Source organism: Cryobacterium algoricola (genome assembly GCF_004402485.1).
In the GTDB taxonomy this organism is placed as follows: domain Bacteria; phylum Actinomycetota; class Actinomycetes; order Actinomycetales; family Microbacteriaceae; genus Cryobacterium; species Cryobacterium algoricola.
On the sequence record NZ_SOFG01000004.1, the window covers coordinates 472,574 to 488,095 of the forward strand.

The 15,522-nt window shown below is 68.8% G+C and carries 19 protein-coding genes, 2 tRNA genes and 1 riboswitch; of the genes, 10 read left to right on the forward strand and 11 right to left on the reverse strand.

Annotation, left to right across the window (positions count from 1 at the left end; genetic code table 11):
• Positions 1 to 68: 68 nt before the first annotated feature.
• Positions 69 to 539 carry a QcrA and Rieske domain-containing protein gene (locus tag E3O44_RS02655; protein WP_134532225.1) on the forward strand — a complete coding sequence of 157 codons (471 nt, stop codon included), beginning with the start codon at positions 69 to 71 and terminating at the stop codon, positions 537 to 539.
• 11 nt (positions 540 to 550) lie between these two features.
• On the opposite strand, the gene E3O44_RS02660 is transcribed toward E3O44_RS02655, so the two are convergent.
• The 4 genes from E3O44_RS02660 to E3O44_RS02675 are packed head-to-tail and all read right to left on the reverse strand — an operon-like array spanning position 551 to position 3,751.
• Positions 551 to 1,042 (reverse strand): acyl-CoA thioesterase, encoded by a 492-nt coding sequence (locus E3O44_RS02660; protein WP_134532227.1) that lies wholly within the window; start codon positions 1,040 to 1,042, stop codon positions 551 to 553.
• 7 nt (positions 1,043 to 1,049) lie between these two features.
• Positions 1,050 to 2,732: an energy-dependent translational throttle protein EttA gene (ettA, locus tag E3O44_RS02665; protein WP_134532229.1), complete on the reverse strand. Its 1,683-nt coding sequence runs from the start codon at positions 2,730 to 2,732 to the stop codon at positions 1,050 to 1,052.
• A gap of 5 nt (positions 2,733 to 2,737) precedes the next feature.
• Positions 2,738 to 3,232 (reverse strand): DUF6993 domain-containing protein, encoded by a 495-nt coding sequence (locus E3O44_RS02670; protein ID WP_241975974.1) that lies wholly within the window; start codon positions 3,230 to 3,232, stop codon positions 2,738 to 2,740.
• 42 nt (positions 3,233 to 3,274) lie between these two features.
• Positions 3,275 to 3,751: a single-stranded DNA-binding protein gene (locus E3O44_RS02675; protein ID WP_134532231.1), complete on the reverse strand. Its 477-nt coding sequence runs from the start codon at positions 3,749 to 3,751 to the stop codon at positions 3,275 to 3,277.
• Between the two features lie 207 nt (positions 3,752 to 3,958).
• Here E3O44_RS02675 and E3O44_RS02680 point away from each other — a divergent pair, with 207 nt between their 5' ends.
• The 4 genes from E3O44_RS02680 (at position 3,959) to E3O44_RS02695 (ending at position 7,132) form a co-directional block, all read left to right on the forward strand.
• Positions 3,959 to 4,969, forward strand: coding sequence for an aldo/keto reductase (locus tag E3O44_RS02680; RefSeq protein WP_134532233.1), 1,011 nt, complete (start codon positions 3,959 to 3,961; stop codon positions 4,967 to 4,969).
• A complete protein-coding gene (locus E3O44_RS02685; protein WP_134532235.1) occupies positions 4,970 to 5,923 on the forward strand; it encodes a DMT family transporter in 954 nt (317 codons plus the stop codon).
• 122 nt (positions 5,924 to 6,045) lie between these two features.
• Entirely contained in the window at positions 6,046 to 6,315 is a 270-nt protein-coding gene (locus E3O44_RS02690; RefSeq protein ID WP_241975975.1) for a hypothetical protein, read from the forward strand.
• 103 nt (positions 6,316 to 6,418) lie between these two features.
• Positions 6,419 to 7,132, forward strand: coding sequence for a hypothetical protein (locus tag E3O44_RS02695; RefSeq protein ID WP_134532237.1), 714 nt, complete (start codon positions 6,419 to 6,421; stop codon positions 7,130 to 7,132).
• A gap of 58 nt (positions 7,133 to 7,190) precedes the next feature.
• On the opposite strand, the gene nadE is transcribed toward E3O44_RS02695, so the two are convergent.
• Positions 7,191 to 8,012, reverse strand: coding sequence for an ammonia-dependent NAD(+) synthetase (gene nadE / locus E3O44_RS02700; RefSeq protein ID WP_134532239.1), 822 nt, complete (start codon positions 8,010 to 8,012; stop codon positions 7,191 to 7,193).
• 101 nt (positions 8,013 to 8,113) lie between these two features.
• On the opposite strand from nadE, the gene E3O44_RS02705 reads away from it, so the two are divergent.
• A complete protein-coding gene (locus E3O44_RS02705; protein WP_134532241.1) occupies positions 8,114 to 8,794 on the forward strand; it encodes a VOC family protein in 681 nt (226 codons plus the stop codon).
• 27 nt (positions 8,795 to 8,821) lie between these two features.
• Here E3O44_RS02705 and E3O44_RS02710 read toward each other — a convergent pair.
• Positions 8,822 to 8,894, reverse strand: a tRNA-Arg gene (locus E3O44_RS02710).
• A 105-nt stretch (positions 8,895 to 8,999) separates the two neighbouring features.
• Between E3O44_RS02710 and orn the strand changes: the two genes are divergently transcribed.
• From orn to E3O44_RS02730, 4 genes are all read left to right on the forward strand, one after another.
• Positions 9,000 to 9,620: an oligoribonuclease gene (gene orn / locus E3O44_RS02715; protein WP_134532243.1), complete on the forward strand. Its 621-nt coding sequence runs from the start codon at positions 9,000 to 9,002 to the stop codon at positions 9,618 to 9,620.
• 48 nt (positions 9,621 to 9,668) lie between these two features.
• A tRNA-His gene (locus tag E3O44_RS02720) sits at positions 9,669 to 9,744 on the forward strand.
• A gap of 50 nt (positions 9,745 to 9,794) precedes the next feature.
• Complete coding sequence (locus E3O44_RS02725; RefSeq protein WP_134532245.1) at positions 9,795 to 10,160, forward strand: metallopeptidase family protein; 366 nt, start codon at positions 9,795 to 9,797, stop codon at positions 10,158 to 10,160.
• Positions 10,161 to 10,183: 23 nt separating this feature from the next.
• Complete coding sequence (locus tag E3O44_RS02730) at positions 10,184 to 11,458, forward strand: D-alanyl-D-alanine carboxypeptidase family protein (RefSeq protein ID WP_134532247.1); 1,275 nt, start codon at positions 10,184 to 10,186, stop codon at positions 11,456 to 11,458.
• A 4-nt stretch (positions 11,459 to 11,462) separates the two neighbouring features.
• Here the strand turns inward: E3O44_RS02730 and E3O44_RS02735 are convergent, their stop codons facing one another.
• From E3O44_RS02735 to E3O44_RS02755, 5 genes are read right to left on the reverse strand one after another with little or no spacing between them, the layout of a single operon-like run.
• Entirely contained in the window at positions 11,463 to 11,723 is a 261-nt protein-coding gene (locus E3O44_RS02735) for a hypothetical protein (RefSeq protein WP_134532249.1), read from the reverse strand.
• A gap of 28 nt (positions 11,724 to 11,751) precedes the next feature.
• A complete protein-coding gene (locus E3O44_RS02740; RefSeq protein ID WP_241975976.1) occupies positions 11,752 to 12,369 on the reverse strand; it encodes a nucleoside/nucleotide kinase family protein in 618 nt (205 codons plus the stop codon).
• Entirely contained in the window at positions 12,356 to 13,147 is a 792-nt protein-coding gene (locus tag E3O44_RS02745; protein ID WP_134532251.1) for an energy-coupling factor transporter transmembrane component T family protein, read from the reverse strand. The genes E3O44_RS02740 and E3O44_RS02745 overlap by 14 nt, the downstream gene beginning before the upstream one ends.
• Entirely contained in the window at positions 13,144 to 14,712 is a 1,569-nt protein-coding gene (locus E3O44_RS02750; protein WP_134532253.1) for an ABC transporter ATP-binding protein, read from the reverse strand. The genes E3O44_RS02745 and E3O44_RS02750 overlap by 4 nt, the downstream gene beginning before the upstream one ends.
• Positions 14,713 to 14,715: 3 nt before the next feature.
• A complete protein-coding gene (locus E3O44_RS02755; protein ID WP_134532255.1) occupies positions 14,716 to 15,348 on the reverse strand; it encodes an ECF transporter S component in 633 nt (210 codons plus the stop codon).
• A gap of 36 nt (positions 15,349 to 15,384) precedes the next feature.
• Positions 15,385 to 15,494: riboswitch (TPP riboswitch) on the reverse strand.
• Positions 15,495 to 15,522: the final 28 nt, after the last annotated feature.

Genomic DNA, 15,522 nt, shown 5'->3' on the forward strand with positions numbered 1-15,522 from the left:
AGCACCCTAGTGAGTAGCACCCGCATTCGCCGCCACCGACCGCCACGAGCACCATCACGAGGAGAATCATGACGAACGACACCGCGGTCTCCCGCCGCACCGCACTGCTGATCGGCACCGCAGGAACCGCCGTAGTGACCCTCGCCGCGTGCACCCCGACCACGACGGGCGGCACGGCCGGAGGATCCGCCGGAGGATCGACCGGGGCGGCGACGACGGGCAGCACGGCCGCAGCGGGTGGCGGCGGCGGAACAGTGGTCGCCAAGCTCTCCGATATCCCGGTGGGCGGCTCGATCGAGACCGCCCTGAACGGCAAGGCCATCTTCGTCAGCCAGCCCACCGCGGGCAAGGTCGTGGCGTTCAGCGCCGTGTGCACGCACCAGGGCTGCATCGTGAAGCTCGCCGACTCGTCGTTCGACTGCCCCTGCCACGGTTCGAGGTTCGACAAGGACACCGGCGCCGTGCTCGCGGGCCCCGCGCCGAAGCCGCTGCTCGGCATCACCGTCACCGTCTCGGGAGACTCGGTCACCGCGAGCTGAGCCGCCGGGGGTCAGTCTTCCGGGAGGGCTGCCCTGCGGGTGAACCGCACGGGGTCTTCGAGGTAGGGCAGCCATGCCGCCCGCTCTTCGTCGGTGATCTTGCGCGGGCGCTGAGTCGCGGCGTCGACAAGCACGATCGTGGTGCTGGCCTGGGCGTACAGCAGCGCCGGCTCGGCGTCCACCGGCCCCCAGACCTCGTAACACACCTCGAGGCTCGCCCCGCCGACCTTGCCGAGCCAGAGGCGGATGTCCACGGGCTGCCGAAGGTACGGGATCGACAGCAGGTACTCGGCTTCGAGCCGCGCGATCACGGTCAGCGTCGCCGCGCCGGGCCGGCCGTCGAGAACGGCGGTCCCGGCCCCCGAGCCCGGTTCCACCTCCTCGTCGAGCCAGAACGCCTGGATGCGCGCCTCCTCGAGGAGGCGCAGCATCGAGGCGTTGTTGACGTGGCCGTACGCGTCGAGGTCTGACCAGCGCAGGCTGATCGGCACGTGCAGCTTCACGACGTGCCTAGTCGCGCGTGAGCTTGCGGTACGCGGACCGGTGCGGCTTCGCCGCGTCGGGGCCGAGCCGCTCGATCTTGTTCTGCTCGTAGGATTCGAAGTTGCCCTCGAACCAGTACCAGCTCGCCGGGTTCTCGTCCGTGCCCTCATAGGAGAGGATGTGCGTCGCGATCCGGTCGAGGAACCACCGGTCGTGAGTGATGACCACGGCGCAACCGGGGAATTCGAGCAGCGCGTTCTCGAGCGAGCCGAGGGTTTCGACGTCGAGGTCGTTAGTCGGTTCGTCGAGGAGCAGCAGGTTGCCGCCCTGCTTGAGGGTGAGCGCGAGGTTCAGGCGGTTGCGCTCTCCACCGGAGAGCACGCCGGCCTTCTTCTGCTGGTCGGGGCCCTTGAATCCGAAGGTCGACACGTAGGCGCGGGACGGGATCTCGGTCTTGCCGACCTGGATGTAGTCCTGGCCGTCGGAGACGACCTCCCAGAGGGTCTTGTTCGGGTCGATACCGGTGCGGTCCTGGTCGACGTAGGAGATCGAGACCGTCTCGCCGATCTTGAGCTCGCCGCCGTCGAGCGGTTCCTTGCCGACGATGGTCTTGAAGAGCGTGGTCTTTCCGACGCCGTTCGGGCCGATGATGCCGACGATGCCGTTCCGCGGGAGGGTGAAGCTGAGCCCGTCGATGAGCATCCGGTCGCCGAAGCCCTTTTCCAGCTTCTTCGCGTCGATGACCTGGGCGCCGAGGCGCGGGCCGACCGGGATCTGGATCTCTTCGAAATCGAGCTTGCGGGTGCTCTCCGCAGCGGATGCCATCTCTTCGTAGCGCGCGAGGCGCGCCTTGGACTTGGCCTGGCGTCCCTTGGCGTTCGAGCGGACCCACTCGAGTTCGTCGGCGAGGCGCTTGGCGATCTTCGCGTCCTTCTTGCCGGCGATCAGGAGACGTTCCTGCTTCTTCTCGAGGTAGGTCGAGTAGTTGCCCTCGTAGGGGTAGAGGTGGCCGCGGTCGACCTCGGCGATCCATTCGGCGACGTGGTCGAGGAAGTACCGGTCGTGGGTGACGGCGAGGACGGCGCCGGCGTACTGGGCCAGGTGCTGCTCGAGCCAGAGCACGCTCTCGGCGTCGAGGTGGTTGGTGGGCTCGTCGAGGAGGAGCAGGTCGGGCTTCTGCAGCAGGAGCTTGGTCAGCGCCACGCGGCGCTTCTCACCACCGGAGAGGTCGGAGACGGCTGAGTCTCCCGGCGGCGTGCGGAGGGCATCCATCGCCTGTTCGAGCTGGGAGTCGAGGTCCCAGGCGTCTGCGGCGTCGATGGCTTCCTGCAGGGTGCCCATCTCGGCGAGGAGGGTGTCGAAGTCCGCGTCGGGTTCGCCCAGTGCTGCGCTGATCTCGTTGAACCGGTCGACCTTGGCCTTGATCGGGCCGACGCCTTCCTGCACGTTCTCGAGGACCGTCTTGGTCTCGTCGAGTTCCGGCTCCTGCATCAGGATGCCGACGCTGTAGCCCGGTGAGAGCTTCGCCTCGCCGTTGCTCGGTGTGTCGAGGCCCGCCATGATCTTGAGGATCGTGGACTTTCCGGCGCCGTTCGGCCCGACGATGCCGATTTTGGCACCGGGGAAGAACGACATCGTGACGTCGTCGAGGATGAGCTTGTCGCCTACCGCCTTGCGTGCGCGGACCATCGTATAAATAAATTCGGCCATAGTGCTTACCAGTCTATTTGGCGCGTGGCCCCGATCAGACACCGGCCGGTCGAGATCGTGGTCGTGAACATGCTGTGGTACCCGCCGGACTTCGGCCCGTTCTGGCCGATCAGGCAGCCGTCGGGGAAGCGGACCGAGAATTGCACGGAGTCGGCGTCGAGGTTGACGCTCGTCTTGTCGAACCCGACCTCCATCGTTGTTTTGTCGAATCCGGCGGCAACGAGGGCGTCCACGACGCCGCGCCCGCCCGTCGCGGGATCCACGGCAGCGGCGATCTGGTCGAAGTATGCGTGGTTCGCCTGGGCACCGAGTGCGGGACGCACCGTCGGCGCCGCGGTGGCGGTCGGCGTCGCCGTGGCGGCCGGAGTGCTCGTGGGTGTGGCCGCCACGGGCGTGGGTGCGGCAGTGCCCGCGGTGCAGCCGGCGAGGGATGCGACGATAAGGCCGCCGATGACGACGGCAACGAAGGGTCGGAGTGTCGTCCTGTGTACTGCCGGCACGTGTGTCCTCCCGAGGCCGCGATGCGGCCAGTGCCATCGAGTCTAAACCGAGCGCATGGCGGACTCGCCAGCGGCAGCGGTCGTAGCGGCGTCAGCGGCAGCGGTCGTGGCAGCGGCGGCCGGATCCGGCGCGATCGGGAGCCCCCTGGCCTCCGCCGTGCCCGCGACCGGGCGCAGGTAGTTCGTCGTGCACCAGCCGAGGTCGTGGCCGACCGCCTCGGCCTCGACCTCGACGAAGGTGCCGGATCGCTCGGCGTTCTGCCACGCCCGTACCCGCAGCTGCCCGGCCACGAGGACGTGCTCGCCCTTCCGTACCGACCGCACGACGTTGTGGGCCAGGTGCCGGAACGCGGTCACGGTGTACCAGTTCGTGTCGGCGTCGACCCAGCTGTGCAGGTTCCGGTCGTACCGTCGCTGCCCGGAGGCCAGTCGGAAGGAGGTGATCGCGAGTCCTGCGCTCGTCACGAGGTGGCGCGGCGTGGTCGCCACGATTCCGGTCACGGTGATGCTGTTGCTCATGGGGTCTCCCGTCCTGGTCGGCGCCGGACGCTCGCCCGGCGTTGGCCCGGGGGCGACGCTCGTGCCTGTCTCCGACGCCCCCGGGTCACGTCCGAGTGTGCGGCCGTGTGCACCCGGACGACTCGCGGCATCCGCTTGTGGGGAAAACGCCGCAGAACGGCTGCCTGGTGAGGAGGGAACCCTCCCCTGCGGCCCTAAAGTGATCCCATGAGCTTTGTCGCCGCTGAGAACCGCTATTCGGACATGACCTATCGCAGGACCGGACGGAGCGGGCTCAAGCTCCCGGCGCTCTCGCTCGGCCTCTGGCACAATTTCGGACACGAACGCCCCATCGACACCCAGAGGGCCATACTCCGCAGGGCCTTCGACCTCGGCGTCACGCACTTCGACCTCGCCAACAACTACGGCCCGCCGTACGGTGCTGCGGAAACCAACTTCGGCCGGATCTTCGCGGAGGACTTCACGGCATACCGCGACGAGATCATCGTGTCGAGCAAGGCCGGGTACGACATGTGGGCCGGCCCATACGGCGACTTCGGCTCGCGCAAGTACCTGCTGTCCTCCCTCGACCAGAGCCTCGGACGCCTCGGCCTCGACTACGTGGACATCTTCTACTCGCACCGCCCGGACCCGGAAACGCCGATCGAGGAGACGATGGGCGCCCTCGCGACCGCCGTCCAGCAGGGCAAGGCCCTCTACGTCGGCGTGTCCAACTATTCGCCGGAGGAGACCAGGGCCGCCGCCGCGGCGCTCGCCGAACACAAGATCCCGCTGCTCATCCACCAGCCGCGGTACTCGATGTTCGACCGGCACATCGAGGACGGCCTGTTCCCCGTGCTCGACGAACTCGGCATCGGCAGCATCGTCTTCTCCCCACTCGCGCAGGGACTCCTCACCGACCGGTACCTCGGCGGCAGCGTCCCGGCCGGGTCGCGCGCCGCGACGAGCCGTTTCCTCTCGGAGAACGCCCTCACGGACAGCTACTTCGAACGAGCCCGTGCCCTCAACGAGATCGCGCTCGGCCGGGGCCAGACCCTCGCCCAGCTCGCGGTGACCTGGATCCTGCGCCAGCCCCAGGTGACGAGCGTGCTCGTCGGCGCGAGCAGCGTGCACCAGCTCGAGCAGACCGTCGCCGCCCTCGACGCGCCGGCACTGACCGAGGCCGAAATCACGGACATCGAGCCGTTCGCGGTGCACGGCACCGGCCGGGACTCCTGATTGGGGTATCTGTACGCGCTCCTCGCGTCCCTGCTCTTCGGGCTCAACGGCTCGACGACGAAGGTCATTGTTGAGGCGGGGCTGTCCCCCGCGCAGCTGACCTTCGTCAGGGTCACGGTGATCATGGTGCTCGCGGGCACCGTCCTGCTCGTCACGAACCGGAGGGCCTTCCGCATCGACCGGCGCCAGCTCGCCGTGATGGCGCTTCTCGGCGTCGCCGGGGTCGCGCTGATCCAGTGGTTCTACGCCGTCGCGATCAGCCTGCTTCCTGTCGGCATCGCGCTCATGCTCGAGTATTCCGGCGTGCTCCTGATCGCCCTCGTGGCGCGCTTCGTGTTCAGGGAACGCGTCAAACCGCGGATCTGGTGGGCGATCGGGTGCGTCCTCGTCGGCATGGCCGTCGTCGCCCAGATCTGGGCGAGCCCGCTCTCGACGCTCGGAGTACTCGCCGGCGTCGCTGCGGCCATCTGCCTCGCGGTCTATTTCCTGGTCGGTGAGCGCCAGGTGGCGTCCTCGTCACCGCTCGCCGTCGCCTTCTGGTCGATGCTGTTCGCGAGCGCCTTCTGGTTGTTGTTCAGCGGATGGTGGCAGATCGACCCTGCACTCCTCACGCAGTCGGTGCACCTGCACGGCCACCTCGAGACCGTGGCGGCCCCGCTCTGGACGCTGCTGCTCTGGAACGGGGTGCTCGGCTCCTTCGCCCCGTACCTGCTCTCGTATATGGCCCTCGCCCGTCTGACCGCGACCGCCGCGGGAATCGTGTCGGCGTCTGAGGTCATCTTCGCGTTCGCCTTCGCGTTCCTGTGGCTCGGCGAGACCCTCGACGGCGTCCAGGCGATCGGCGCCGTGCTCGTCCTCGCCGGGATCATCGTGGCCCAGACGGCACGGGCCAATCGGCCCGTGGACCTGGACCTGGCCGGCCCCGGAGTCACCGGCGCCATCCAGCTTCCGTAGCTCCCGGACGGCATTGGCCCCGCCGGGCGACCGGCGGCCGGTCCACTGTCGGAGGTCCCCCGTAGCGTGCTGAGCACAGCACCAGCCACTCGAGACCCCGCCACCCGGCACCGGAGGACCCCATGACCGACACCCCGTTCCTGGCCCCGTTGCGAGCCCCTGTGCGAGCCCCTCTCCGCGACATCGCGTCCGTTCGCGGCCTCGCCCTGGTTCCCGTGAAGGACGGGCTCTGGCGCGTCACGGGCCGTTCGGGTGCCGTCCTCGGCCACATCGAACGCAAGCTCGACGACCGCGGAGAGTCCTTCGCTGCCCGGCGGTTGCTCCCGGCTACCCGCACCCTCGATCTGGGCACCTTCTGGCAGCTGGCGGATGCCGCGGACTGCTTCCGATGACTCCGGTGGCCGCAGTGGCGTACACCAGTGAGATATCCGCCACATTGAGGCACGCCGTCCGCAAAGCCGTCCAACCCGCCGCGCTCGCGATAAAGTGCCGCACATGACGTGGTGGAATAGTTTTGTATCCTGGCTCACGGCAGCCAGCAACCAGACCGTGGTGAACACAGCCGTGGTGTTCATTGTCGCGATCCTGATCGCCGGCGTTCTCACCGCCCTGATCGGGCGCGGTGCCATCAAGCAGCTCCTCGTCCAGCACGACCGTGAGCTCAAGGCCGCTGCCATCGGCGCCCTTATCGATGCCGCGACAGAGGCATCCGTCTGGAACTCCCTCACCCCGCAGGAACAGGTGATGGCGGACCGCGCCGTCGGCCAGGCCGACATCCAGGTGCGCCTGCTTCCGATTCGCGGCTCCGGCGTCGCGGCCAACTGGGCGTCACACCAGCTCAACGAGCTCAAGCGCACCTCGGCGACCTTCGGCTACCAGCTGGAGCCCGCCCTGCTGGAATTCCGTGATCGACTGATCGAGTGGCAGGACAAGCCCCGCCGCACCCGCAAGGTGTTCCAGAGCGACCTCGACCGGTGGAAGACGCAGAATTCCACCTCAGAATCGAGCCTGCTCGCCCAGCAGGACGCGTGGGCGGCCCAGCAGCACCACGACCAGTTCAACGAGGCGCTGCCGGCAGCGCCGGTCCCCGCCACGCCCTCACCGAGTGTGCACGCGGCCAGCCAGTCCACGCCGTCGACGGAAACCCAGCGCCTCCTCGACGACGTCCAGGCCCTCGAGGTACGACCGGCACCGATCAACCACCCGTAGTTCGCGCACGACAAATCGCCCGGAGCATTCTGGCTCCGGGCGATTCGTGTTTAGCGGCTCAGCGCCACCACTCGTCGAAGAGGGACGCCGGGACCTGACGCTTGTGCTCGGTGTTGAGGAACCGTGCCTCGATCGCCGCCGCGACCTCCTCGTCGACGGGAAGGCCCTCGAGGTAGTCGTCGATCTGCTCGTAGCGCAGGCCGAGGTTGTCCTCGTCGGTCTGGCCGGGGTTGCCGTCGAGCAGGTCGGCCGTCGGAGCCTTGAGGTAGAGGTGCTTCGGCGCACCGAGTTCGATGAGGAGGGCCTTGCCCTGGCGCTTGGTCAGGCCGGTGAGCGGCAGCACGTCGGCGCCGCCGTCACCGTACTTGGTGAAGAAGCCCGTGACCGCCTCTGCAGCGTGGTCGGTGCCGATCACGAGGAGGCCACGCGCCCCGGCGATCGCGTACTGCGCGACCATGCGCTCCCTGGCCTTCGTGTTGCCCTTGTCGAAGTCGGGCAGCACCTCCCCGGTGCTGTCCTCGTATTCGGCGGCGATCCCGTCGACGGCGCGCTGCACGTTGAAGGTGAGTGCGGTGTGCGGCTGGATGAAGTCGAGCGCGAGCTCGCCGTCGGCGTCATCGTGCTGCACGGCGTACGGCAGCCGCACGGCGACGAACTCGAACTCCTGGCCGGCGTCATCGAGTTCCTCGATGGCGAGCTGCGCGAGGCGGCCCGCAAGGGACGAGTCCTGCCCGCCGCTGATCCCGAGGATCAGCCCCTTCGCACCCGAGCCCACCAGGTACTCCTTGAGGAAGTCCACCCGTCGGCGGATCTCGGCAGCCGGATCAATGGTCGGTGACACATGCAGTTCGGCGATGATGCGCGCCTGAAGTTCTCCCATACCTCGAATCTATCAAAACGGCCGGCCCGGCCATCCCCGCAAACACTGTGCATTGCTCCGGTGGCCTGTGAATTCAGTGCCCGAAGGCCTTGACTGGGGGCATGCAGATCACGAAGGTGTCCGTGCGCGCGGGGAACGTGAGCGAGGCCGCGCAATTCTTCGAGAACGTCCTCCTCCTCAACCTCGACCGGACAGGGCTCCGGAGACCGGACACGGTCGAGGTACGCATCGGGACGACCCTGCTCGAGTTCACGGAGGACGAGAACGCCGTCGGCCGGCACCACCTGGCCATCACGATCCCCTCCAACAAGTTCACGGCGGCCCGCGAGTGGCTCGAGCCCCGATCCGCCCTCATCGGCACTGCCGACGCCGACGAATTCGAGTTCGCAGCCTGGAACGCCCGCTCGCTGTACTTCACCGGGCCGGACGGTTCGGTCCTCGAGTTCATCATCCGTCGCGACCTCGACAACAACACGCCGGGCGCATTCACGAGCGCCGACCTCCTCTGCATCAGCGAGGTCGGAGTCGCGACGAGCGACGTCCTCGCGACGGCCGCTCTCCTGAACCGCGAAGCGGATGTCCGGCCGTACATCGGTGAGCCCGGCCGCAGTTTCGCCCCGGTCGGAGACACCGACGGCCTGCTGATCCTCGTCTCACCCGGCCGTCCCTGGTTTCCCACCACGGACCGCGGGGCGTCACCGGGTCCGATCCTGGTCGAGGCAACGGGTCCCCGGCCGGGAGACTACCCGCTGGGCGTCGGCAGCCTGCTGCGCATCCGCTGAACGGGTGTCGCGGCATGTGTGGCACGGTGCCCCCGGTTGGAATCGAACCAACGACAAGCGGATTAGAAGGCCGCTGCTCTATCCACTGAGCTACGGGGGCGCACAGCGCTTCAACGATACCGCAGACCCGGAGAGCCCAGGATCCCGTCCGACGCGGACTCTCGGCACCGAGGGCCACGTCGGACCCCGCCGCTAGACTCGGAGCATGACAAAAAGCAGTGACCGGTTGGTCTGGATCGATTGTGAGATGACCGGGTTAGACCTGGAAAACGATGAACTGGTGGAGATCGCCGTGGTCATCACCGACTACGACCTCAACGTGATCGACCCGGGCCTCGACATCATCATCAAGCCGAACGCCTCCGCGCTCGCGAACATGAACGACTTCGTGCGCAACATGCACACGACCTCCGGCCTCATCGAGGAGATCCCGAACGGGGTCAGCGCCGCAGAAGCCGAATTCGAGGTCCTCGAGTACGTGCTCAAGTTCATTCCCGCGGAGCAGAAGGCGCCCCTCGCCGGAAACTCGATCGGAACGGACCGCTCCTTCCTCGCGAAGTACATGCCGCGCCTCGACAACCAGCTGCACTACCGTAACGTCGACGTCTCCTCCATCAAGGAACTGGCCCGTCGCTGGTACCCGCGGGTGTACTTCAACGCCCCCGTCAAGGACGGCGGCCACCGCGCCCTCGCCGACATCCTTGAGTCGATTCGCGAACTCGCGTACTACCGCAAGACCGTGTTCGTGACCGACCCCGGGCCCACGAGCGACGAGGCAAAAGCGAGCGCGGCCGAAGCCGTGTCAGCATTCACCCCAAACGTGTAATAGAATTCTTGAGTTGCCGCTGCTCCTTCGGGAAAAGCGCAGCACATGGTGGTTGTAGCTCAGTTGGTAGAGCGTCCGGTTGTGGTCCGGAAGGTCGCGGGTTCAAGCCCCGTCAGTCACCCCAAGTAGAGCCGGCATCCGTTCGGCAGTGTCTTCCTATGACATGCTGAACGGATGCCGCAGCTCAGCCCCGATGATTTCAGTCACGCGGAATTCGAGAAGATCGTCGTCGACGAACTCGACCTCCTGCCGGACGACATGGTCGACGGCCTCGAGAACGTCATCTTCGTGGTCGAGGATCGTCCCGAGGACGGTTCTCTGGACACGCTCGGCCTCTATGACGGCGTCGCACTGACGCAGCGCGACCAGTACGGCTTCGGGGAGATGCCGGACCGGATCATCCTGTACCGGGAGGCCCTGCTCGCGATCGTCGATTCCCTCGACGAACTCCGCGACCAGGTGCACATCACTCTCGTGCACGAAATCGGACATTTCTATGGGATCGATGACGACAGGCTGCACGAGCTCGGCTGGGGATGACCGGCACTTGTTAGCCTCGACTCATGAGTAGATTCCGGCCCGGCCGCGCCCTGGGCATCACGGTTGGTGCCCTTGCGATCCTGGTCATCGGCGTCTACGGGCCGGCGACGCTCCTCGGGCCGCTCCCGATGGTCAAGGCGACCGTGGTGTCGGCGCCTGCTGCCGCGGCACCGGCCACTCCCCCGGTCCTCCCCGCAGCGGGCACGAGCGCGGTCGTGAGCCTGGTGCCGCCGGCCGCCGGCGCCACGACGACCGCGATGACGGTCGCGAGCACCCCGATCGCCGCAGCGGGCAGCACGACGCCGCTGCCGATGGCCGCGGCGGCGAAGGTCGTCGCAGCCCTCGTCGTGCTCTCGGCCAAGCCGCTCGACGCCGGAGCAGCGGGGCCCGGGGTGCCGATCACACCGGCCGACTATCAGGGCTACCTCGACTACGTGGCCAACGGCGCGCGCACGGTCATCGTCTTCCCGGGCGAGACCTGGACGCAGCAGGAACTCCTGCAGGCGATGATCCTCGGCTCGAGCAACAACCACGCGGACACCCTCGCCCGGTGGGCCTTCGGCTCCGTCGACGCGTACGTGAGCGCCGCCAACGCCTGGCTCGCGAAGGAGGGCCTGGCCGGCATCCACGTCGCCGATGCCACGGGCCTCGCGGATGCGAGCGCCGGAACCGGAACGGACCTCGCGCGGCTCGCGGGCCTCGCCGCGACCAACCCGGTGATCAGCCAGATCCTGGCGAGCCCGGCATCCGCACTGGTCGGCCAGCGCGGAGTCGACAACACGACCGCCTACCTGCCCGAGGAGGGCATCACCGGCCTCTCCCGGAGCTACACGGATGCCGGCGGCGTCTGTTTCCTGTTCACCGCAACCGTCGGAACCGCGCCGGCCGCCTTCACCTTCGCCGGCGCCCTGATCGGCGAGCCGGACTACGACACGCTGACGAGCGATCTGAAGGCCCTGATGGCCAGTGCGAAGGCAGGCGTCACCGACCTTCCGATCCTCGCGGAGGGCGCGGCATACGTGCGGTTCGACGCTCCCTGGGACGCGACGTCCACTGGCGTCGTGAAGACGGGTAAGACCCGGTTCGGCTGGCAGGCGACCCCGGTGGGAGCAGCGACGCTCGACCTGGACGCGTTCTCGACCGGCCGCTCCGGCACGACGATCGGCCGGGTCACCGTGGATGCGAGCGGGGAGGCCGTGACCTCACCCCTCGTGCTCGATGCGACGATCAGCGCACCCGGACCCGGCTGGCGGCTGCTCAACCCGGTGCCGATGATCTCGGCGCTTCTGGAGCAGTAGGCGATTACTCCGGCTGCTCTTCCGGAACGTACGGGTCGCTGTCCGTCGCGTCGAAGCGGTAGCGCACGTGGATCCGGCCCTGCACGTCGCGTTCATCGACCTCGTCGTACCAGAACAGGGTCTCGATGCCCTCGACGAGCGAGACCATGCTGATCCGGCTGTCGTGAGCGCCGCGCACGAGAACCCGGGAATCGACCTGCCCTTCGAGGGGGCCGTCGATGAATTCGGCGGTGTAGAACACTTCTTCGGGAGCTGGACTAGTCATACCTCCACGGTAGTCCGATTTCCCTGATCTACGCGGATGCCGGGGTTCCGTCGAGTTCGAGCGTCGCCCAGCGTGCGGGTTCCTCCCGCACGAGGAATCCCTGCCATTCCGCCTGCCACTGGTCCCAGTGCGACCGGAATGCCTCGCCGTCCCGCGCGAGCGCCCGCTGCTTGCGCTCCTGGTCGTCGGCCGTGAGCCAGATCCGCACGTCGCTCAGCCCGGCGTTGGCCGCGGCGAGGGTGCCGCAGCCCTCCACGAGCAGCGGGCGCTCCGGATCGACCGGGTGCCATTCCGCGGGCGCGTCCGTGGTCCAGTCGTAGCGGCGCCACGCGCCGGACAGGCCCGCCCGGAACGGACGCAGCACGTGTTCGGTCACGTCTGCGCTCGCGGAGGCGAGTCCGTTCCAGCCGGGGTAGATGTCGTCGAGACGGATGAGCGTGGGCAGCCCATTCGTCCGGCCCTCTGTCGCAGGCCAGGCGGCGAGGATGCGGTCGGCGAGGGTGCTCTTGCCCGCCCCACTCGGCCCGTCGATCAGGATGACGACGGGCGGAGACGGATTCCGGGCATCCACCCCGGTGTGCGCTGCGGTGTGCGCCGCGATCGCAGCCAGCACCGGGGCGAGCAGCACCTGGTCAGGAGAGGACAAAGTGCCACGTCCCCGCCCAGATCGCGACCACGATCGCGATTCCGGCGATGCCGATGCCGAGCCCCAGCAGCACCGCGTCCCCGGCACCGATCACCGATTCGCGGGCCCAGGTGCGCGGCGCGGTCCCGAAACCCCTGGCTTCCATGGCCGTTGCGAGCTTGCTCCCGCGGCGCACCGAGATGACCAGGAGAGCGAAGGCCGGCCCGAAGAAGCGGCGGAGCGCCCCGATCGGTCCGCCACCGTCACCGACTCCCCGCGCACGCCGCGCGAGGCCGAGGAAGCGCCAGTCTTCGATGAACATGCCGACGAGGCGGAGGCCGGCGAGTCCGCCGAGCACGAACCGGGCAGGAAGCCGCAGCACCTGGGCGAGCCCGTCGGCGAGGTCGGTGGGATCCGTCGTGGCCAGGAGCACGATCCCCGGCAGCCCGATCGCGAGCACGCGGAGCGCAATGGCCAGACCGAGCTGCACGGAGCCATCCGTCACCGTCACGAAACCGACGGTCAGGAGCACGGCCCCCGAGTCGCGGCCGTAGAGCACCGTGGTCAGGCCGGCGAAGGGCGAGGCGATCCACAGCGTCGACGTGCGCAGCCAGAATTGCCGTGCGCTCAGCCCACACCAGAACAGCAAGACGCCCTCGAGGGCCAGGGCGACCATCGCGGAGACCCAGTCGATCGAGAGCAGCAACGCGAGGCTCACGACGATCGCGGCACCGAGCTTGGAGATCGGGTTGAGCCGGGCGACCGCGCTCGGGCGGATGCTCGGCGTCAGCAGGCTCATCGGCGTACCCCGGCCGTGGACCCGGCGTGGCCGGCCGCGAGCCGGTATTCGGAGTCGGCGATCGTGTCGACGAGGAGCTGGTCATGGGTCACGCAGACGAGTGCGGTGCCCGCGCTCTGCACGTCGACGAGGAGGGAGACGAGTTCCCGCCAGGTGCGGGAGTCCTGGCCGAAGGTGGGTTCGTCGAGGACGAGCACCCGCGGGCGACTCGCGAGCACCGTCGCGACCGAGAGCCGGCGTTTCTCTCCGCCGGAGAGGGTGAAGGGGTTTGCCTCGGCGAGATGGTCGAGCCGGAGCCTCTCGAGGAGCTCGTCGACGCGGCGCGCCTGTTCCGCGGGAGCGAGGCCGAGGGCGTGCGGTCCGACGGTGAGTTCGGCACGCACGGAGCCGGTGAGGAACTGGTGCTCGGGGTCCTGGAAGACCGTGCCGATGCGGGTGAGCAGGGCGCGGGAGCGCCAGCGCACCGGTTCGGCACCGAGACCGCCCGCGAGGCCGGGACCCGCCGCGAGACGGCCGCCCGCCGGAGCGAGCAGCCCGGCGAGGGTGAGCGCGAGGGTCGATTTGCCCGCGCCGTTCGGTCCGGTGATCGCGGTCGCCGTGCCCGCCCCGATGCCGAGGTCGATCCCGTCGGCGACGACCTGGGCGGTGCGGCGCGCGAACGGCACTCGCCCGACAGCGAGCCCGGTCGCGGACAGCAGGAGTTCGGGAGCGTGGGCTCCCCCGGCCTGCAGGCCGAGGTCAGCAGACAGCCGGTTCGGCAGCCGACCGGGCAGCCTGCCGGGCAACCGCGGCGGGAGGTGCGGCACCCAGACACCGGCAGCCGCGAGCCGTTCGCCCTCGGATTGCAGCACGGTGCCGGTCGGCCCGTCGGCGAGGATTCCCCCGGCGGCATCGAGCACGATGACCCGGTCGACGAGGTCCTGCCACACCGCGACCCGGTGTTCGATCACGATCAGGGTCGCCCCCGAGGCGTCGAGGGTGCGGCCCACGGCGTCTCGCACCTCCATCACACCATCGGGGTCGAGGTTCGCGGTCGGCTCGTCGAGCAGGAGCAGGCCCGGCCGCATCGCGAGGACGCCGGCGAGGGCGAGGCGTTGCTTCTGGCCTCCGCTGAGGGCGGCGGTGGGGTGGTCGAGCGGGACCCTCAGGCCGACCGCCTCGAGGGCGACACCGACCCTGCGCCAGATCTCGTCCCGCGGCACGGCGAGATTCTCGCAGCCGAAGGCGACATCGTCGCCGACCCGCGCGAGCACGACCTGGGAATCCGGGTCCTGCAGCACGAGTCCGACCCGGCCGCGGGCATCCGCCGGTCTCCGCCCGTCGACGAGCAGCTCGCCGGTCTCGTCGCCCTCGTCCTCCGAGCCGAGCACCCCGGCGAGGGCGTGCACGAGGGTGCTCTTGCCCGCGCCGCTCGCGCCGAGCAGCAGCACCCGTTCGCCGGGGCGGATGTCGAGGTCGAGTCCGGAGACCGCCGGTGCGCGCCGTCCGGCGTGCCGCCAGCCCCAGCCGCGGGCGCGCACGTGCGCACCCGCGACCGGGCGGACGGAATCGGGGTCCAGGGGCATACGCTACACGGTCGCGCGCTGAGTCGCCCGGCCGGCAGAGTCGCGGCCGGCGGCGAAGCGACTCAGGGCTCCCGAGCGAACGAGGCCGCGCAGGACGAGCCAGGAGACCAGCCCACCGAGCAAAACGCCAGAGACCACGGCGGAGACGAAGTAGGTCACCTTGATCGCATCGTCGACGGCGGCGTAGCTGTTCAGGACGTCGAGGATTCCGACCGCGACGCCTGCCCCGGCGCCGGCGAGGAGCGCGGTGCCGAGCTTCCAGCTCGAATAGAGGAACAGGGCGAAGACGATCTCCGCGCCGAGGCCCTCGACGACACCCCAGATCAGGGTCGAGAAGCCCCACTGAGTGCCGATCAGCATCGAGACGACGGCGGCGACGACCTCGGTGTAGACGGCGGCGCCGGGCTTCCGCACGACGAGCCCGCCGAGCACGGCTGCGAAGAGCCAGCCGCCGGCGAGCAGGCCCTCGAGGCCCGGTGTGAAGGCCAGGACGGCGCTCAGCGGCGTCCAGGCCAGGCCCCAGGCCCAGAAGATGACGCCGCTCGCGACGCCGATCACGCTGGCGACGACGATGTCGACGACCCGCCAGCGGTAGTTGCGGACCCGGGCTGCGGGTGTGGTGAGTGGTGAATGCATGGTGTCGCGCCCTTTCAATGGCAATTGAGGGCACGGGTATGAGTGTTTCTGCCTCCCTGCGCTGGCATGATCCAGATCAGGTTCGACGGTCGAAGCTTAGGAAGCTTCCTCTCAGCCCGGTTGACCGGACTCCCGTGTTCGATACCGAGTATAGACCGGACCGGGTTCCCGCAG

What these genes read in the sequence shown, in the direction of transcription:
- E3O44_RS02655 (WP_134532225.1), top strand. Translation starts at nt 69, where the DNA reads ATGACGAACGACACCGCGGTCTCCCGCCGCACCGCACTGCTGATCGGC.
- orn (WP_134532243.1), top strand. Translation starts at nt 9,000, where the DNA reads ATGACAAAAAGCAGTGACCGGTTGGTCTGGATCGATTGTGAGATGACC.
- E3O44_RS02705 (WP_134532241.1), top strand. Translation starts at nt 8,114, where the DNA reads ATGCAGATCACGAAGGTGTCCGTGCGCGCGGGGAACGTGAGCGAGGCC.
- E3O44_RS02755 (WP_134532255.1), bottom strand. Translation starts at nt 15,348, where the DNA reads ATGCATTCACCACTCACCACACCCGCAGCCCGGGTCCGCAACTACCGC.
- E3O44_RS02695 (WP_134532237.1), top strand. Translation starts at nt 6,419, where the DNA reads ATGACGTGGTGGAATAGTTTTGTATCCTGGCTCACGGCAGCCAGCAAC.
- E3O44_RS02675 (WP_134532231.1), bottom strand. Translation starts at nt 3,751, where the DNA reads ATGAGCAACAGCATCACCGTGACCGGAATCGTGGCGACCACGCCGCGC.
- nadE (WP_134532239.1), bottom strand. Translation starts at nt 8,012, where the DNA reads ATGGGAGAACTTCAGGCGCGCATCATCGCCGAACTGCATGTGTCACCG.
- E3O44_RS02680 (WP_134532233.1), top strand. Translation starts at nt 3,959, where the DNA reads ATGAGCTTTGTCGCCGCTGAGAACCGCTATTCGGACATGACCTATCGC.
- E3O44_RS02725 (WP_134532245.1), top strand. Translation starts at nt 9,795, where the DNA reads ATGCCGCAGCTCAGCCCCGATGATTTCAGTCACGCGGAATTCGAGAAG.
- ettA (WP_134532229.1), bottom strand. Translation starts at nt 2,732, where the DNA reads ATGGCCGAATTTATTTATACGATGGTCCGCGCACGCAAGGCGGTAGGC.
- E3O44_RS02730 (WP_134532247.1), top strand. Translation starts at nt 10,184, where the DNA reads ATGAGTAGATTCCGGCCCGGCCGCGCCCTGGGCATCACGGTTGGTGCC.
- E3O44_RS02745 (WP_134532251.1), bottom strand. Translation starts at nt 13,147, where the DNA reads ATGAGCCTGCTGACGCCGAGCATCCGCCCGAGCGCGGTCGCCCGGCTC.
- E3O44_RS02735 (WP_134532249.1), bottom strand. Translation starts at nt 11,723, where the DNA reads ATGACTAGTCCAGCTCCCGAAGAAGTGTTCTACACCGCCGAATTCATC.
- E3O44_RS02750 (WP_134532253.1), bottom strand. Translation starts at nt 14,712, where the DNA reads ATGCCCCTGGACCCCGATTCCGTCCGCCCGGTCGCGGGTGCGCACGTG.
- E3O44_RS02690 (WP_241975975.1), top strand. Translation starts at nt 6,046, where the DNA reads ATGACCGACACCCCGTTCCTGGCCCCGTTGCGAGCCCCTGTGCGAGCC.